Genomic DNA, 17,007 nt, shown 5'->3' with positions numbered 1-17,007 from the left:
CAGAGTCGTTGGCATGCGAACCGACTCTTCTCCCGGCACCCTGCCGGCGCGGGAGCACCTCCCGGCCACGGATGCCGGTACGCCTGTCCTGGACGTAGTGATCCCCGTCTACAACGAGGAGAAGGACCTCCAGCCGTGTGTGCTGAGACTGCACGAGCACCTCAAGCGCACGTTCCCCTACGCGTTCCGCATCACGATCGCGGACAACGCGTCGACGGACACCACCCCGCGGGTGTCCGCGCGGCTGGAGGCGGAGATCCCGGAGGTGCGGGCCTTCCGGCTGGAGCAGAAGGGCCGCGGCCGGGCGCTGCGCACCGTCTGGTCCTCCTCGGACGCCCCGATCCTCGCCTACATGGACGTGGACCTGTCCACCGACCTCAACGCGCTGCTGCCGCTGGTGGCACCGCTGATCTCCGGCCACTCGGACCTCGCGATCGGCTCCCGGCTGGCCCGCAGCTCGCGGGTGGTGCGCGGCGCCAAGCGGGAGTTCATCAGCCGCTCCTACAACCTCATCCTGCGCGGCTCCCTCCAGGCCCGCTTCTCGGACGCGCAGTGCGGCTTCAAGGCCATCCGCCGGGACGTCGCCCAGGTACTGCTGCCCCTCGTGGAGGACAGCGGCTGGTTCTTCGACACCGAGATGCTGGTGATCGCCGAGCGGGCCGGGCTGCGGATCCACGAGGTTCCCGTCGACTGGGTCGACGACCCGGACTCGACGGTCCACATCGTGAAGACCGCCACCGAGGATCTGAAGGGGGTATGGCGCGTGGGCAAGGCTCTGGCCACCGGTTCGCTGCCACTGGACCGGATCACCCGGCCCTTCGGCGACGACCCGCGTGACCGCGACATCCAGGACGTGCCGAAGGGCCTGGCCCGCCAGCTGGTCGGCTTCTGCGTCGTCGGCGGTCTGTCGACGCTCTTCTACCTGGTGCTCTACAGCGCCTTCCGGCAGTTTGGCGGCTCGCAGATCGCCAACGCGCTCGCCCTGCTGGTCTCGGCGGTCGCCAACACGGCGGCCAACCGCCGGCTGACCTTCGGAGTGCGCGGCAGCGGCGGCGCCGTCCGGCACCAGGCGCAGGGCCTGGTCGTCTTCGGCATCGGCCTCGCCCTGACCAGCGGCTCCCTCGCGGCCCTGAACGCGGCGGCCTCCGACCCCGCGCACTCCACCGAACTCGCGGTCCTCATCGCCGCCAACCTGGCCGCGACGGTCCTGCGCTTCCTGCTCTTCCGGGCGTGGGTGTTCCCGGACAAGCGCGAGTCGACGGTCGTGGCCTCGCACACGCCGTCCGCCCCGACCTACTTCACGGCACCCGGAGCCCACCGGCAGCCGCACGCGCCGCTGCCGCAACGCCCGACGGGCCAGGCGCCGACGCAGGCGCAGGCGCAGGCGCAGGCGCAGGCGCAGGCGCAGGCGCCGACGCAGGCGCCCCGGTACGCCACTGCGCCCCGATCGCCGTACGTCGGCCATCAGTTCGACGCCGACCGGTTCGAGACCGACCAGCTCGACACCACCCAGTTCCGCGCCGGTGACGCCGCGGACCGCACCAGCAGGGACGCGACCATGCAGCTGCAGCCGGTGCGCCCGACCGACACCGACCCCAGGGACGCCCGATGACCACCCACACCGACCATCCGACCCCCCAGGGCCCCTCGGCCTGGGAGCCGCCGACAGCCGGTACGGACACGGCCGTTCAGGAACCGGTGGCCATCCCGGCTCCGCCGGCCCCCGAGTCCGGCGAGCCCAAGCCGCCCTTCGTCCGCAGACTGTGGCGGGGGCGGCCCGAGGATCCGCGCTGGGCGCGCCCAGCGTTCCTCGGCCTCCTGCTCGCGACCGCCGCGCTCTACCTGTACAACCTGAGCGCCTCCGGTTACTCCAACTCCTTCTACTCGGCGGCCGTCCAGGCGGGCAGCAAGTCCTGGAAGGCGATGTTCTTCGGCTCGCTGGACGCGAGCAACGCCATCACCGTCGACAAGCCATCGGCCTTCCTGTGGCCGATGGAGATCGCGGTCAGGGTCTTCGGCCTGAACTCGTGGGCGATCCTCACTCCCGAGGTCCTCATGGGCGTCGGCACCGTCGCGGTCGTCTACGCGTCCGTGCGCCGCAGGTTCAGCCCCGGGGCCGGTCTGATCGCGGGCGCGGTGCTCGCGCTCACTCCCGTCGCGGCGCTGATGTTCCGGTTCAACAACCCGGACGCGATGCTGGCACTGCTGATGGCGTTGTCCTGCTACTTCGTGGTCCGGGCCCTGGAGGACGGCCGGACGAAGTGGCTGGTGTGGGCCGGTGTCGCGATCGGCTTCGCGTTCCTCGCCAAGACCTTGCAGGCCTTCGTGATCCTTCCGTCGCTGGCGATCGTGTACGCGGTCTGCGCGCCGGTGAACCTGAAGAAGCGCTTCGGACAACTCGCCCTGGCCACCGGTGCGATGGTCGTGGCCGGCGGCTGGTGGGTGGCGATCGTCGAGCTGTGGCCGGCGTCGTCCCGCCCGTACATCGGCGGCTCGCAGAACAACAGCTTCCTGGAGCTGACCTTCGGCTACAACGGCCTCGGCCGCATCAACGGCGAGGAGACCGGCAGCGTCGGCGGCGGAGGCGCGGGCGGCACCGGACAGTGGGGTGAGACCGGCTGGGACCGGATGTTCAACTCCGAGATCGGCTCCCAGATCTCCTGGCTGCTGCCCGCGGCGCTGATCCTGCTCGTCGCCGGTCTGGTGGCCACCCGCAAGTTCGAACGGACGTCCGTGAGGCGGAGTTCGTTCCTGGTGTGGGGCGGTTCGCTGCTGATCACCATGGTGGTCTTCAGCTACATGGCGGGCATCTTCCACCAGTACTACACGATCGCCCTCGCCCCCTACCTCGCCGCCGTCATCGGCATGGGCTCGGCGACCCTGTGGGAGAAGCGGGGCGAGATGTGGGCGTCACTCACCCTCGCCGCCGCGGTCGTGGCCGGCGCCGCCTGGGGTTACGTCCTGCTCAACCGCACCCCGGACTACCTGCCCTGGCTGAAGTGGCTGGTCCTGGTCGGCGGCCTGGTCGCCGCGCTCGGTCTGATCTTCGTGGCCAGGCTCGGCCGGCAGCTCGCGCTCGCTGCGGCGAGCCTCGGCATCGTGGCCTCGCTGGCCGGCCCGGCGGCGTACACGCTGAGCACGGTGAACTCCGCGCACACCGGCTCCATCCCCACCGCCGGTCCGGCGGGCGCGAGCATGATGGGCGGCCGGGGCGGCGGTCCCGGCGGCGGTGGCTTCCCGGGTGGCGGCCAGAACCAGCAGAACGGCAACGGCACCACCCAGGGCAACGGCGCTCCCGGCGGCCGGACCGGCGACGGCGGCGGCATGGGCGGCGGCGGAGGCGTGGGCGGTCTGCTCAACGGCGCCACCGTCACCGACGAGGCCAAGAAGCTGCTGGAGACGGACGCCGACCAGTACACCTGGGCCGCGGCGGCCATCGGCGCCCAGAACGCGGCGAGCTACCAACTCTCCACCGGCGACCCGGTGATGGCGATCGGCGGTTTCAACGGCACCGACCCCTCCCCGACGCTGGCCCAGTTCAAGCAGTACGTGACGGACGGAAAAATCCACTACTTCATCTCGTCGGGAACCGGAGGCGGCGGCATGGGCGGCAGCAGCGACGGCACGTCCTCGCAGATCACCACCTGGATCGAGGCCACCTTCAAGAAGGTGACGGTCGGTTCGGCCACCTTCTACGACCTGACGCAGAAGGCGTAAGGGGCCCGCGGGAAAAACGCTCCGGGAGATGCTCACGGGAACGTCCACAGGAACGTCCACGGGAACAGAGGGGAAGGGCGGTGGCCGCGGCCACCGCCCTTCCCCTCTGTTCCCGTGGACGTTCCTGTGGACGTTCCCGTGAGCATCTCCCGGAGCGTTTTTCCCGCGGGCCCCTTACGCCTTCTGCGTCAGGTCGTAGAAGGTGGCCGAACCGACNGGGGGGCGCCCCCCCCCCCCCCCCTTCCCCTCTGTTCCCGTATCCCCGTATCCCCGTATCCCCGTATCTCCGTTGTACGCCGTATGGGAACTGTTCTACGGTGTACAGCATGACGACGTCCCCCCAGGAGCAGACCCCTGCGCAGACCCGGCAGACAGGCGGCCACCCCCAGCGCTGGCTGATCCTCGGTGTCATCTGCCTCGCCCAGCTCACCGTGCTGCTCGACAACACCGTCCTGAACGTGGCGATCCCCTCTCTCACCCGGGAGCTGGGGGCGGCCACCTCCGACATCCAGTGGATGATCAACGCCTACTCGCTGGTGCAGTCCGGCCTGCTGCTCACCGCGGGCAGCGCCGCCGACCGCTACGGCCGCAAGAAGATGCTGATCGCGGGGCTGGTCCTGTTCGGTGTCGGCTCGTTGGTGGCCGGGCTGGCGGACTCGACCGGCCAGTTGATCGCGGCGCGGGCCGGCATGGGCGTCGGCGGCGCGCTGCTGATGACCACCACCCTCGCCGTGGCGATGCAGATCTTCGCCCCCGAGGAGCAGCCGAAGGCGATCGGCATCTGGGCCGCGGTGAACTCGCTGGGCTTCGCGACCGGGCCGCTCATCGGCGGTTTCATGCTCAACCACTTCTGGTGGGGAGCGATCTTCCTGATCAACCTGCCGGTCGCGGCGCTGGGCCTGGTGGCGGTCGTGGCCCTCGTCCCCGAGTCCAAGAACCCCCAGGGCGACCGGCCCGACCTGCTGGGCGCCCTGCTGTCGACCATCGGCATGGCCTCCCTGGTGTTCGCGATCATCTCCGGGCCGGAGCACGGCTGGACCTCCGGCCGGGTGATGGCTCCGGCGGCCGTCGCCGTCGTGGTGCTGGCCGCCTTCGGGTACTGGGAGAGCCGTATCCCCCACCCCATGCTCGACATGCACTTCTTCAGGAACCGGCGCTTCACCGGAGCGGTCGCCGGCGCGGTGCTGATCACCTTCGGGATGGGCGGATCGCTGTTCCTGCTCACCCAGCACATGCAGTTCGTGCTCGGTTACGGTCCCCTGGAGGCGGGCCTGCGTACGGCCCCGCTCGCCCTGGTGATCGTGGCGCTGAACTTCACCGGCGTGTCCGCGAAGTGGGCGGCCCGGCTCGGGACCCCCCTGTCCATCGGGCTGGGCATGACGGTGATGGCGGCGGGCCTCGCCTCGATCGCCGTGATCTCCTCCGGCGGTTACACCGGCACGCTGCTGGGTCTGCTGCTCATCGGGGCGGGAGCCGCGATCGCCAGCCCGGCGATGTCCCACGCGATCATGAGTGCGATCCCGCCGGAGAAGGCCGGGGTCGGCGCGGGGATCAACGGCACGGTGGCGGAGTTCGGGCAGGGGCTGGGTGTCGCGGTGCTCGGTGCCGTGCTGAACTCGCGGTTCGCGGCGCTGATCCCGGTGGCGGCGGTGTCCCTGCCGGGGGCGTTGGCCGAAGCGGGGTCGGCCGAGGAGAGGGCGCGCATCACGGACGCGTTCGCCTCCGGGCTGGAGAGCAGTCAGTTGGTGGGGGCGGTGGCCGTGTTGCTCGGGGGACTGGTCGCCGCCGCGTTGCTGCGTCGGGCGGAGCGGGCAGACTCCGCCTAGGAGCTCGGGTCCCTGGGTAGTGGGAGGGCTTCGGGCACGTTGTGGCTGGTCGCGCCCACGCGGCGGAGCCGCACATGTCTCAGCCCCGCGCCCCCAGGAGGCGCGTTTAAGCTGAGCGGCAATTCGTACGTCTAGGAAGGTGCGCCATGGCGAAGACGGCCCGGTCCGCGGTGCGGACCAGCGTCTGGCTGGAGGGCAAGGCGCGTCGGGGCGGCCGTGGTGGCGGGCAGCCGTCGGGGCTGGACCGCGACCGGATCACCGAGGTCTCGGTGCGGCTGCTGGACGCGGAGGGGCTGGCCGGGTTCTCCATGCGCCGGCTGGCCGCCGAGCTGAACGTCACGGCGATGTCCGTCTACTGGTACGTCGACACCAAGGACGACCTCCTCGAACTCGCCCTGGACGCGGTCTTCGGCGAGCTGGGCCTGCCCGACCCGGAGGCCGACGAGGACTGGCACGACCAGTTGCGGACGCTGACCCGGGGATACCGGGCGCTGCTGGTCCGCCACCCCTGGGTGTCGCCGCTGGCCGGCACCTATCTCAACCTCGGCCCGAACTACCTGGCCTTCGCCCGTGTCGTCCAGCAGGTCATCGGCAAGACCGGCCTTCCCGTGCACGGCGTCACCGGGGCCATCTCGGCCGTCTTCCAGTTCGTGTACGGCTACGGCACGCTGGAGGGCCACTTCTTCGCGCGCGTCGCCAGCGCCGGTGTGACCCCGGACGAGTACTTCCAGCACGCCATGAGCACGGCGACGCAGACCCCGGAAGCCGCCGAGGTCATCCAGGAGTCAGCGAAGATCATGGAGGCCCGCGGCGGCGACACGGTCGAGGAGATGCTCGAGCGGGACTTCGAGTTCGCGCTGGAGCTGCTGGTGGCGGGAATCGAGGCGATGGTGGCGAGGGCTTAGCCTCCTGGGCCGCGGGGTCAGTCGTCCGACGCGAGCCGCGCCGGGAAACCGCCGGTGGCGACCGGCCCCCACCGCTCCGGTTCGACCCGGATGATCGACTTGCCCTGCTTCAGCATGGCCGCCCGGTACTCGTCCCAGTCCGGGTGCTCACCGGCGATGTTCCTGTAGTACTCCACGAGCGGTTCGACGGAGTCGGGAGTGTCGATGACCTCGGCGGTGCCGTCGATCTGCACCCACGGCCCGTCCCAGTCGTCGCTGAGCACGATGAGGCTGACCCGGGGATCCCGCCTGGCGTTGCGGGTCTTGGCGCGCTCGGGGTAGGTCGAGACGACGATCCGCCCCGAGTCGTCGACCCCGCAGGTCAGCGGCGACCCCTGAGGGCTGCCGTCGGACCGGCGGGTGAGCAGGATGGCGTGGTGACGGGACCGTACGAAGTCCAGCAACTCGTCCAGTGATACGGCGGTATTGGTCGCGATGTTCGGTGCCATGGACTCAGCCTAGGACGCCGGTCCATCACACCGGTCTACGACTCCAGCGCCTCGGCGAGGTTGTCGTACACGGGGACGTCCCGCCGTGCCCCGGTCAGTTCCAGGACCCGGCCGACCATCCCGTCGGGCAGTGCCACCACCCGGACCCGCGCCCGCGGCGGGAGACGGTGGCGTATGTCGTTGACGAGTCGTACGCCCTGGGAGTCCATGAAGTGGGTTCCCGTGAGGTCGAGGACCAGCAGGCGCAGCCGGTCGGCACGGGCGTCGACGGCGGACCTGACGCGGGCGTACAGGTCCGGGGCGTTGCAGAAGTCGATCTCCGGGGGCAGGGCGATCACGGTGCAGCCGGGCAGATCTCGCAGATCACGCAGCTCGCACGGATTCGGGATGAAGGTCATGACACTCTCACCTGGCAGACGTTCGTCCGGATTCCGGGGAGGCCACTTCCTGACCTGTCGCCCCCATTCCACCACGCCGACGAGTGCGTCCGAAAGTGCCTCTGCGCTCCGTCGGCCGGACGTCACCTCGACGCAACAGAGCAGATAAAGTGCTGTCCGTCCTGTGCTCGCAGTCAGGAATGTGCTGCGGAGCTCTCCTGCGCACGGCCATTGGCCGTGCACGCCGAAGAGGTTCGTGGTGGCTGCGTCCGAGTTTCCTGATTTGCCCCGTTTCCCTGACGGTTTCGAGCTCGCGGAAGCCCTGACGGTGGCGGCTCAGCAACTGCACGACACGATCACCCCGCACAGCACCATGCGGACCGCGGTCCGGCTCGCCGTCCACATCGTGCCCGGCGCCGACCAGGCGGGCATCTCCGTCATCGAGAGCAGCCAGCACCGCCGTGCGGTCGCCTGGACCGACGAGGTCGTGCGCTCGGCGGAGTCAGGGCACCCGCGGCGCGAGCAGGGCCCGTACTGGGAGGGCCTGTGGACGGCACCCGTCGTACGGCTGGAGGACAGCGAGGCGGACGACGGCGGGAGCGCCCTCGCGGAGCTGGGCCTGCGCTCGGCGCTGTCGCTGCGGCTGCGCGCCGACCGCCGCCGCCTCACCGTCCTCACGGCGTACTCCCGCAAGCCGCGCGCCTTCGACGAGGCCGCCACCCGCGTCGGACGCCTCTTCACCGCACACGTCAGCCTCGCCCTGGACTCGGCGACCGTACGCGAACAGCTGACGGAGGCCATGCGCACCCGGGACCTGATCGGACAGGCCACCGGGATTCTCATGGAACGCATGGACATGGACGCGGCCGAGGCCTTCGAGTCCCTGGTCAAGGCCTCGCAGCGGGAGAACGTGAAGCTGCGCGACCTCGCCCGCCGCATCGTCGATGCGAACAGCCCCACATGACCGTCGGGGTGCGCCGAGGCGTTAACGGCCGTCGACGGGATATCCGTACGGTCATGAGCCCTGACACGCCCGACACGCTGGAAATGGCCATCGTGCGCAGCAGCGGCCTCGACACGCTGCTACGCGATCTGACCGACCGTGCCGTCGAGGCGGTGCCAGGCGCCGCCGCGTGCAGCATCACGGTGCGCCGCGCAGACCGCCTGCTGACCCTCGCGGGCAGCCGCGGCATGCCGAGCGGCCTCGACCAGCGCCAGTACGAGAACGGCTCGGGACCGTGCGTGGAGGCCGCCGAGACCCAGGCCGAGCAGTACGCCCCCGACCTGGAGACGGAGACCCGCTGGCCCACCTACACGTCGTACGCCCTCTCGGCCGGCGTGCGCTGCGTGCTGGCGCTGCCGATCGACGTCGAGGGCGAGAGAGGCGCCGCCCTCAACCTCTACGGCGTGGAGACCGGCTCACTGGGCCGGGGCCGGGACGCGGCCCGCGCCTTCGCCGCCCGGGTGGGCGACGCGGTCAACGTCGCCCTGCGGGTCGAGCGCCAGCGCGAGTCCGCCGCCGACGTGCGCACGGCCCTGCTCTCCCGCAGCGTCATCGACCAGGCGATCGGCATCCTCATGGCCCAGGAACGGATCGACGCCGGCATCGCCCTGCAACGCCTGCGCCGGGTCTCGCAGGACCACAACGTCAAACTCCGCGACCTGTGCACCGACTTGGTGACCCGAGCGAGCCGCGGCGGCAACCGGCGACAGCCCTAGCCCTGCGGAAGCGACTCGCCCTGCACCGCCTGGATGTCCAGTTCCACCTTCAGCGTCGTACCGATGGCGGCGATGCCCGCCTGGACGACCTGGTTGTAGTCCATGGCGAAGTCCTCGCGCCGTAGTTGGGCCGTCGCCCGGAACGCCGCCCGGGTGCCGCCCCAGGGGTCCGAACCCGTGCCGAGGTAGGCCAGGTCCAGGTCCACCGGTCGTACGACCCCGTGCAGTTCCAGCTCCCCGTGGACCGTCCAGCGGTCGGAACCGGCCGCCGTCAGCCCCGTGGACCGGTAGGTGATCTCCGGGAAGCGCTCGACGTCGAGAAAGTCCGCGGACCTCAGATGGGTGTCCCGCATGCCGTTGCCGGTGTCGATGGACGCGGCCCGGATGACCGCCCCCACCCGGGACTTGGACACGTCGTCGGGGGCGACCTCGATCGAGGCCGTGAAGTCGGTGAACCGTCCGTGCACGCTGGAGATGCCCAGGTGCTGGGCCACCGCGGCCACACTGGAGTGTGCCGGGTCGACGGTCCACGGCCCGGGCGGCGGCAGTTCGCTGCCGCCCTGCCGGGCCAGCGTCACCGCGCCGACCTCGGCCCGCCCGCTCGCGGTGACCAGGGCGCTCGCGGCGGCGGGCGCGTACCCGACCGCCGTGACGATGACGGTGTACGCCCCCGGCGCGAGCTCGGTCGCGTCCCGTACCGCCCCGTCCCCGTCGGCCTCGGCGCGCAGCACCTGCGAGCCGGTCATGTCGGTCACCGTGACGACCGCGTGCGACACGGCCCATCCGTCCCGCGTACGGATCTTCGCGGTCAGTCCCATCTCTCGTAACTCCTCAACTGAGACCGGCCCGTGGCGGTGCGCACCTCCGCTCGGAGTGCGCACGCCGCCACGGGCCGGAGCGTGACTACTCGCCGGGGTGGGCGAGTTCGATGTCGTGGTCGTCGACGCCGCGTCCGTTCACGGTCAGGGCCGTCGCGACCGGCGGGTACCCCGTCGCGATGACGGTGTAGTCGCCGCCGTCCAGGTCGGTGAAGGCGTACGCCCCGTCCGTCCCGGTGGTCGACGTCCCGACCACGTTGCCCGCCGCGTCGACGAGCGTGACCCGCGCGTCCGCCAGCGGACCGTGCGGCGCCCGGACGACACCCTGGAGCTGCGCCCCGGCATTGAGGTCGACCTCGATCCGGGTGACCCCGGTGCCGCCGATCTCGACGGGCAGGGCACACGGCCGGTAGCCGGTGGCGTTCACGGCGACGGTCACCGTCCCCGGCACCAGCTCGGCGAAGGCGAACTCGCCCTGCTCGCCGGTGGCGGCGGTGGCCAGCAGGTCACCGCGCACGTCCGTCACGATCACCATGGCGTCCTTGACGGGCAGCGCGTCCTGCGCGGCCCGCACCACACCGCTGAGCCCGCTGGTCCCGCTGAGCAGGATGTCGTACGACACCGGCTCGTCGCCCACCACCACGGTGGACGCCTGCGGCTGGAACCCGTCGGCGGAGGCGATCAGGACGTACGACCCGGCACCCGGCGCGTCCACCGCGTAGGAACCGTCGGCCTGCGCGACCGACCGGCCCAACTGCCGTCCCGCCAGCGAGATCAGCGTGACGGCGGCCTGCGGGACGGGCGCGCTCTCGACACCGCGGACATGGCCGCGGACCGGGATTCCACCGGACACCGGTGCGGTCTCCCTTTCGACGGTGGCGACGGCCGCGAGCCTCTGTGCGCCCTGCGGACCGGCTTCGGTGCTCGTCTCGGCGACGGCCCAGCTCGGGACCTTCTCCTCGGCGACCGGGGTGGTGGTGGCGGGTGCGGCGGCCTCGGCGCCGGAAGCCGGAGCCTTCGCCGCCGCGGCCTGCGCCAGCCCGCCCGAGGTCCGCAGCGGAACCTCCTTGATGAACAGCGTGACGAGGAAGGCGACCAGCGCGAGCGGCGCGGCGATCAGGAAGACGTCCGCGATGCCGTGGCCGTACGCGCTCTCCATCACGGTGCGCAGCGGACCGGGCAGGCTGTCCATGTCCGGGATGCTGCTGCTGGTGCTCGAACCGGCGGCGGCCGCCGCGTACTTGGGGTCGAGAGTGGTCAGGCCGTCCTTGGCGTAGTCGGTGATCCGGTTGGCCATGACGGCGCCCAGCGCCGAGACGCCGACCGCACCGCCGAGGGACCGGAAGAACGTCACCGTGGAGCTGGCCGCGCCCAGGTCGGACGGGTCCACCTGGTTCTGCGTGCACAGGACCAGGTTCTGCATCATCATGCCGATGCCGAGGCCCAGGAGCGCCATGAAGATCGCGATGTGCCAGTACTCGGTGTCGTAGCGGATCGTGCCGAGCAGACCCAGACCCGCGGTCACCAGCACACCGCCGGCCAGCAGCCATGCCTTCCAGCGGCCGGTCTTGGTGATGACCTGCCCGGAGACCGTCGACGAGACGAACAGACCGCCGATCATCGGGATGGTCATGACGCCGGACATCGTCGGCGACTTGTCGCGGGCCAGCTGGAAGTACTGACTGAAGAAGACCGTGCCGGTGAACATCGCGACACCCACGAAGAGCGAGGCGATGGAGGACAGGGTGATGGTGCGGTTGCGGAACAGCCGCAGCGGGATGATCGGCTCGCTCGCCTTGGACTCGACGAGCACGAACAGCAGGCCCAGCACGATCGAGCCGCCGACCATCGCGTACGTCTGCCACGACACCCAGTCGAACTTGTCACCGGCGAAGGTGACCCAGAGCAGCAGCAGTGAGACCGCGGCGGAGATGAAGAACGCGCCGCCCCAGTCGACCTTCACGTCCCGCTTCACGACGGGCAGGTGCAGGGTCTTCTGCAGCACGATCAGCGCGATGACCGCGAACGGCACACCCACGTAGAAGCACCAGCGCCAGCCGAGCCAGCTGGTGTCGGTGATGACACCGCCGAGCAGCGGACCGCCGACGGTGGCGATGGCGAACGTCGCGCCGAGGTAGCCGGAGTAGCGCCCGCGCTCACGCGGGGAGATCATCGCGGCCATCACGATCTGCGCGAGGGCGGACAGACCGCCGACGCCGATGCCCTGCACCACGCGGCACGCGATCAGCATGCCGGGGTTCTGCGACAGGCCCGCGGCGGCCGATCCGAGCACGTAGATGACGAGGGCTATCTGGACGAGAGCCTTCTTGCTGAACAGGTCTGAGAGCTTGCCCCACAGGGGCGTGGCCGCCGTCATGGACAGCAGCGCGGCGGTGACGACCCAGGTGTAGGCGGACTGGCCGCCGCCGAGGTCGCCGATGATCTCGGGTAGGGCGTTGGTGACGATCGTGGACGACAGGATCGCCACGAACATTCCGAGCAGCAGCCCGGAGAGCGCTTCCATGATCTGCCGGTGCGTCATCTGGACGCCGTCCGGGGAGCCTCCCCCGTGCTTGGCGTGGGCCCGCACACCGGCTGGTGTGGTCGTTGCCATGGACTTCCTTCTCTTACTTGGTGATCGCGGGTGTACGGGGGGACTGGTCGGCCACGGGAGCGGTGGGCGGCCGGGGCTCCACGTCGGAGGGGAGCGAAGGGAGCGAGGTGGGCGAGGCGTGCGGGGCGTGCGAGCCGCGGCAGTCGTCGAAGCTCGCCCGGAGCCGTGCCATCAGCACGGTCAGCTGGGCCACCTCGTGGTCGCTCCAGTCGCTCAGCCGCTCGGCGAGGATCCGGCAGGTCAGCCGGGACATCTCCGCCAGCCGCGCCTGGCCCGCGAGCGTGAGGTGCAGGATGCGGGAGCGCTTGTCCGCCGGGTCGGGGGAGCGGTCGATCCAGCCGCGGTCGGCCACGTGGGCCACATGCCTGCTGGTCACCGACATGTCCACGGCGAGCAGTTCCGCGAGCTTGCTCATGCGCATGTCCCCGTGGCGGCCGAGCAGCGTGAGCACGGCGGCGGAACCGCTCGGGCAGTCGGGCGGCATGATCCGTCCCAGCTCCCGGCGCACGGCGCCGAAGGCGCTGAACTGACGGATCAGCTCCTCGTACTGCGCCTGCTCGGCCATCACACACACCTCCCGTGTTCGTTGCTTAGGGCAACCATAGAACCGGTTGGTTGCTACAGGCAAATAAGGGGCGGGTGCTCGCGGTCAAAAACTTGGCAAAGGCAAGCATCGCGAACGTAAACACACAGCTGAGGGGATGTGGTGCGGACCCCGAGCCCCCACTTGGGCCACACCCCCGGATTCGCTAGGGTCTCGGGGCATGGCTAACACGCAGGGCCCCCAGGGCAACCACGACCCCGCCGGCAGCACCCAGATGTTTCGCGCGTTCGTCGACGAGGCCCCTCAGGGCCGGCAGCAGCAGGCGGCTCCCTCTTCCTCCGGCGGTCCTCGCCTCGGCCTGATCATCGGCATCGTCGCCGCGGTGGCGATCGTCGCGGCGGTGGCCTGGCTGGCGCTCAAGTAACGCCGGGGGTCACACACCCTCCGACGCCGGAGGTCACCTCCTCGCACCACCGCTCCTCCGCGGCCGCGGCAGCACGCATGGGCTCGCCCAGGCCGAGGGCGGCGGGGCCGTCGGGCCCGCAGGGGAGCCCGTGGCCGTCGGTGACGCCGGTCGTGGACCCGCCGGCATACGACCGGAGTTGGCGCCCTCGCGTGAAATGGGGCGCCGACTGGTTTCGGACGGTCCGGGTTTCCGGCTGCCTTCCCAACTGCCGTCCGAAGCAGGCGGCTTGCCGCGCCGCCGGTCGTCCGCCGGGCGGCGTCGTCGAGCGGCACCAGCGTCACATCCCCCGCCGACGGCACCGCCGTTCCGCAGACCCGGGGCGGCTCGCCCGCCGCGCCCTGGCAACACACCGCGCCATCACCGGCCTCGCACGCGGCCGGCCCGCCGCCCAGCAGGACGACGGCCGCCGACGCGCCGGTCAGGGCGCATCGACGGCCAGGTGTCCGTCCGGAACGGGTCGCTCGAAGCATCGCGCCATCGCGGCATCACGCAAAGGTGGCCGACGCCCCGTCAAGCAGCAAGCCCGAAGTGAGGGCTGCCGCGGCCCGAGACCAAGTCAGAGACCCAGCCCCGAGACAGCGTCAGAGACCCAGCCCCGAGGCTCAGTCGGAGATGAGCCCCTCCCGCAGCTGCGCCAGTGTCCGGGTCAGCAGCCGGGAGACGTGCATCTGGGAGATGCCGACCTCCTCGCCGATCTGCGACTGGGTCATGTTGGCGAAGAAGCGCAGCATGATGATCTGGCGCTCGCGCGGCGGGAGCTTGGCCAGGAGCGGCTTCAGCGACTCCCGGTACTCCACGCCCTCAAGGGCCGTGTCCTCGTAGCCGAGGCGGTCCGCGAGGGAGCCCTCGCCGCCGTCGTCCTCGGGGGCCGGGGAGTCGAGCGAGGAGGCGGTGTACGCGTTGCCGACCGCGAGGCCGTCGACGACGTCCTCCTCGGACACGCCCAGAACCGCGGCGAGTTCGGGGACGGTCGGAGAGCGGTCCAGCTTCTGGGCGAGCTCGTCGCTGGCCTTGGTGAGAGCGAGCCGCAGTTCCTGGAGGCGCCGCGGGACGCGGACCGACCAGGACGTGTCCCGGAAGAACCGCTTGATCTCGCCGACGACCGTCGGCATCGCGAACGTGGGGAACTCCACGCCGCGTTCGCAGTCGAAGCGGTCGATCGCCTTGATCAGGCCGATCGTGCCGACCTGGACGATGTCCTCCATCGGCTCGTTGCGGGAGCGGAAGCGGGCGGCCGCGTAGCGCACCAGCGGGAGGTTGAGCTCGATGAGGGTGTCCCGTACGTACGCGCGCTCGGGGCTGTTCTCGTCGAGTGCGGCAAGCCGCAGGAAGAGGGAGCGGGACAGGGTGCGGGTGTCGAGAGCTCCCGAGGTCGGGAGGGCCGGGGCCGGCGCGGCCTCGACGGCCGTTACGTCGTCGAGTGCGGGCGCGGGCTCGCTCTTTGTGAGCGTGAGCACCTTCGAGCTGCCCTGGTCTGCGGACATGCCACCCCCTTTGGGTCGCGGGACGGTACGGCGAACGCTCCATCGAGGAACGTTTGCCTTCACCTGAATACCGGAGCCGAAGCCACGGCAAACGCGCTTCCGGCAGAATGTCACATGTCGGCAACACGCTGTAGTGACATGTCGACATGCGAGACGTGAATACGCCCTGCCTACAGGGGGTCTGACGGTATTTCGGCACAGAAATGCCGGGATCCGCGCTGGTGAGCGATTCAGTCCTGCCGGTGACGACTCGATCCCCTATTCGGTTACGAGCCGCCCGGTCTCCCGCTTACGCGTCGATCCGGTTCGCGGAACGCAGTCGCTGGAAGCTACGCGCGAGTAGCCGCGAGACGTGCATCTGGGAGACACCGAGTTCCGCGCTGATCTGCGACTGGGTGAGATTGCTGTAGTAGCGCAGCAGAAGAATGCGCTGTTCCCGCTCCGGCAACTGCACCAGCAGATGCCGTACGAGATCCCGGTGTTCCACGCCGTCCAGGGCGGGGTCCTCGTAGCCGAGCCGGTCCAGTAGTCCCGGCAGCCCGTCGCCCTCCTGGGCGGCCTCCAGGGAGGTGGCGTGGTACGAGCGTCCCGCCTCGATGCAGGACAGCACCTCCTCCTCGGTGATGCGCAGCCGCTCGGCGATCTCGGAGGTCGTCGGGGTGCGCCCGAAGGTGGTGGTCAGGTCCTCGGTCGCGCTGTTGACCTGCACCCACAGCTCGTGCAGCCGGCGCGGAACGTGGACCGTGCGGACGTTGTCGCGGAAGTACCGCTTGATCTCGCCGACGACGGTCGGCATCGCGAAGGTCGGGAACTGCACGCCCCGCTCCGGGTCGAAGCGGTCGATGGCGTTGATGAGGCCGATGGTGCCGACCTGGATGACGTCCTCCATCGGCTCGTTGCGGGAGCGGAAGCGGGCGGCCGCGTAGCGCACGAGCGGGAGGTTGGCCTCGATGAGCGCCCCGCGCACCCGGTTGTGCTCCGGCGTGCCCGGCGCCAGCCCTTTGAGCTGGCCGAAGAGTACCTGCGTGAGCGCCCGGGTGTCGGCGCCGCGGCTGCGCCCGGGTGTGGCCGGCGCGGCGGCCGGCGCGACTTCGGCGGCGTCGGTGACCTCGACGACCTCGGTGACCTCGACGACTTCCTTGGGCGGCGCAGTACTGGCCGACACGGTCAACGCCACCTCTTCATCGGTCTTCGTCGGTCAACTCATCCATCAAAAGCGGTCATAGCATCACAAGACATGTGCACTGTGTGCAAGCACCGCATAACGCCGTGTTGAGGTGAGAGTTGGGGTCGTACGACACGAAAAGCCCTCCGCCGTTCCGGCGGAGGGCTGCTCAGGGTGTGCGGCGTACGGGAGGCCGACAGGCGCGAGGATTCAGTACGCGTAGTCCGCGATCACCCAGGTGGCGAACTCTTTCCACAGGTTCACGCCCGCCTGGTGGGCCGGATGCTCGACGTACCGGCGCAGGGCGGGCAGGTCGTCGAAGCCGGAGTTGATGGCGAAGTCGTAGGCGATGGGCCGGTCGCTGAGGTTCCAGCCGAGCTCCCAGAAGCGGATCTCGGGGATCGTGCCGTCGAGCGCCCGGAAGGCCTCGAAGCCTTGCACGACCCGCGGGTCGTCGCGCTCGACGCCCTCGTTGAGCTTGAAGAGGACCAGATGGCGGATCATGTGCGCTTCTCCTACTTGGCCCCGTCGGCGAGCCACGTGAAGAAGTCGCCGATGGACCTGGCTGCGTCCGATATGCCCTCGAAGGCTATCTGGACGTAGTCGGCGGCCTTGGCCGGGTCCGTGATGATCACGTAGAGCACGAAGACCACGGCAACGTAGACGGCGATCTTCTTCGCGTTCACCGCCATCGCGGCCTCCCTGTTTTCTCCGGCGTTGACCCCAACGAGCGCACATGATCGCACGAAGGGCCCCGTCTTTCGACGGGGCCCTTCTTCTGCGGTAGCGGAGGGATTTGAACCCTCGGTGACTTGCGCCACACTCGCTTTCGAGGCGAGCTCCTTCGGCCGCTCGGACACGCTACCGAGGGAGACCTTACAGCA

General features: G+C 70.3%; 16 protein-coding genes and 1 tRNA gene. 7 read left to right on the top strand and 10 right to left on the bottom strand.

Going from position 1 to position 17,007, the window contains the following annotated elements:
- Positions 1-13: 13 nt before the first annotated feature.
- The 4 genes from ACWBNA_RS16060 (at position 14) to ACWBNA_RS16045 (ending at position 6,448) form a co-directional block, all read left to right on the top strand.
- Positions 14-1,612, top strand: coding sequence for a bifunctional glycosyltransferase family 2/GtrA family protein (locus tag ACWBNA_RS16060; protein WP_482705008.1), 1,599 nt, complete (start codon positions 14-16; stop codon positions 1,610-1,612).
- Positions 1,609-3,717 (top strand): mannosyltransferase YkcB-related protein, encoded by a 2,109-nt coding sequence (locus ACWBNA_RS16055; RefSeq protein WP_482705007.1) that lies wholly within the window; start codon positions 1,609-1,611, stop codon positions 3,715-3,717. Before ACWBNA_RS16060 ends, ACWBNA_RS16055 begins: the two co-directional genes overlap by 4 nt.
- Positions 3,718-4,043: 326 nt before the next feature.
- Positions 4,044-5,543 carry an MFS transporter gene (locus tag ACWBNA_RS16050; RefSeq protein ID WP_482705006.1) on the top strand — a complete coding sequence of 500 codons (1,500 nt, stop codon included), beginning with the start codon at positions 4,044-4,046 and terminating at the stop codon, positions 5,541-5,543.
- Positions 5,544-5,689: 146 nt separating this feature from the next.
- Positions 5,690-6,448, top strand: a complete 759-nt coding sequence (locus tag ACWBNA_RS16045) for a TetR/AcrR family transcriptional regulator (RefSeq protein WP_482705005.1) — start codon at positions 5,690-5,692, stop codon at positions 6,446-6,448.
- Positions 6,449-6,465: 17 nt separating this feature from the next.
- Here the strand turns inward: ACWBNA_RS16045 and ACWBNA_RS16040 are convergent, their stop codons facing one another.
- Both ACWBNA_RS16040 and ACWBNA_RS16035 read right to left on the bottom strand, forming a co-directional pair.
- Positions 6,466-6,936 (bottom strand): PPOX class F420-dependent oxidoreductase, encoded by a 471-nt coding sequence (locus tag ACWBNA_RS16040; protein ID WP_482705004.1) that lies wholly within the window; start codon positions 6,934-6,936, stop codon positions 6,466-6,468.
- Positions 6,937-6,971: 35 nt separating this feature from the next.
- Positions 6,972-7,334 carry an STAS domain-containing protein gene (locus ACWBNA_RS16035; protein WP_482705003.1) on the bottom strand — a complete coding sequence of 121 codons (363 nt, stop codon included), beginning with the start codon at positions 7,332-7,334 and terminating at the stop codon, positions 6,972-6,974.
- 262 nt (positions 7,335-7,596) lie between these two features.
- On the opposite strand from ACWBNA_RS16035, the gene ACWBNA_RS16030 reads away from it, so the two are divergent.
- Both ACWBNA_RS16030 and ACWBNA_RS16025 read left to right on the top strand, forming a co-directional pair.
- Positions 7,597-8,277, top strand: coding sequence for a GAF and ANTAR domain-containing protein (locus ACWBNA_RS16030; RefSeq protein ID WP_482705002.1), 681 nt, complete (start codon positions 7,597-7,599; stop codon positions 8,275-8,277).
- A gap of 53 nt (positions 8,278-8,330) precedes the next feature.
- Complete coding sequence (locus tag ACWBNA_RS16025; protein ID WP_482705001.1) at positions 8,331-9,032, top strand: ANTAR domain-containing protein; 702 nt, start codon at positions 8,331-8,333, stop codon at positions 9,030-9,032.
- On the opposite strand, the gene ACWBNA_RS16020 is transcribed toward ACWBNA_RS16025, so the two are convergent.
- From ACWBNA_RS16020 to ACWBNA_RS16010, 3 genes are all read right to left on the bottom strand, one after another.
- Positions 9,029-9,850 (bottom strand): YceI family protein, encoded by an 822-nt coding sequence (locus ACWBNA_RS16020; RefSeq protein WP_482705000.1) that lies wholly within the window; start codon positions 9,848-9,850, stop codon positions 9,029-9,031. The genes ACWBNA_RS16025 and ACWBNA_RS16020 overlap by 4 nt on opposite strands.
- A gap of 85 nt (positions 9,851-9,935) precedes the next feature.
- Complete coding sequence (locus tag ACWBNA_RS16015) at positions 9,936-12,392, bottom strand: MFS transporter (RefSeq protein WP_482705150.1); 2,457 nt, start codon at positions 12,390-12,392, stop codon at positions 9,936-9,938.
- Between the two features lie 85 nt (positions 12,393-12,477).
- Positions 12,478-13,029 (bottom strand): MarR family winged helix-turn-helix transcriptional regulator, encoded by a 552-nt coding sequence (locus tag ACWBNA_RS16010; RefSeq protein ID WP_482704999.1) that lies wholly within the window; start codon positions 13,027-13,029, stop codon positions 12,478-12,480.
- A gap of 199 nt (positions 13,030-13,228) precedes the next feature.
- On the opposite strand from ACWBNA_RS16010, the gene ACWBNA_RS16005 reads away from it, so the two are divergent.
- Positions 13,229-13,432: a hypothetical protein gene (locus ACWBNA_RS16005; protein ID WP_383876694.1), complete on the top strand. Its 204-nt coding sequence runs from the start codon at positions 13,229-13,231 to the stop codon at positions 13,430-13,432.
- 644 nt (positions 13,433-14,076) lie between these two features.
- Here the strand turns inward: ACWBNA_RS16005 and ACWBNA_RS16000 are convergent.
- The 5 genes from ACWBNA_RS16000 to ACWBNA_RS15980 form a co-directional block, all read right to left on the bottom strand.
- Entirely contained in the window at positions 14,077-14,958 is an 882-nt protein-coding gene (locus tag ACWBNA_RS16000) for an RNA polymerase sigma factor SigF (RefSeq protein WP_383862520.1), read from the bottom strand.
- Positions 14,959-15,247: 289 nt separating this feature from the next.
- A complete protein-coding gene (locus ACWBNA_RS15995; RefSeq protein WP_482704998.1) occupies positions 15,248-16,123 on the bottom strand; it encodes an RNA polymerase sigma factor SigF in 876 nt (291 codons plus the stop codon).
- 210 nt (positions 16,124-16,333) lie between these two features.
- Positions 16,334-16,627, bottom strand: a complete 294-nt coding sequence (locus ACWBNA_RS15990) for a Dabb family protein (RefSeq protein ID WP_482704997.1) — start codon at positions 16,625-16,627, stop codon at positions 16,334-16,336.
- A gap of 11 nt (positions 16,628-16,638) precedes the next feature.
- The gene (locus ACWBNA_RS15985) at positions 16,639-16,815 is read right to left on the bottom strand and encodes a hypothetical protein (RefSeq protein ID WP_217235915.1); all 177 of its coding nucleotides are present in this window, start codon (positions 16,813-16,815) and stop codon (positions 16,639-16,641) included.
- Between the two features lie 89 nt (positions 16,816-16,904).
- Positions 16,905-16,989, bottom strand: a tRNA-Ser gene (locus ACWBNA_RS15980).
- Between the last annotated feature and the right edge of the window lie 18 nt (positions 16,990-17,007).

This window comes from Streptomyces sp. Q2, assembly GCF_056820935.1.
Note: the sequence above shows the minus strand (reverse complement) of the source record. Positions and strands in the feature narration are given on the sequence as shown.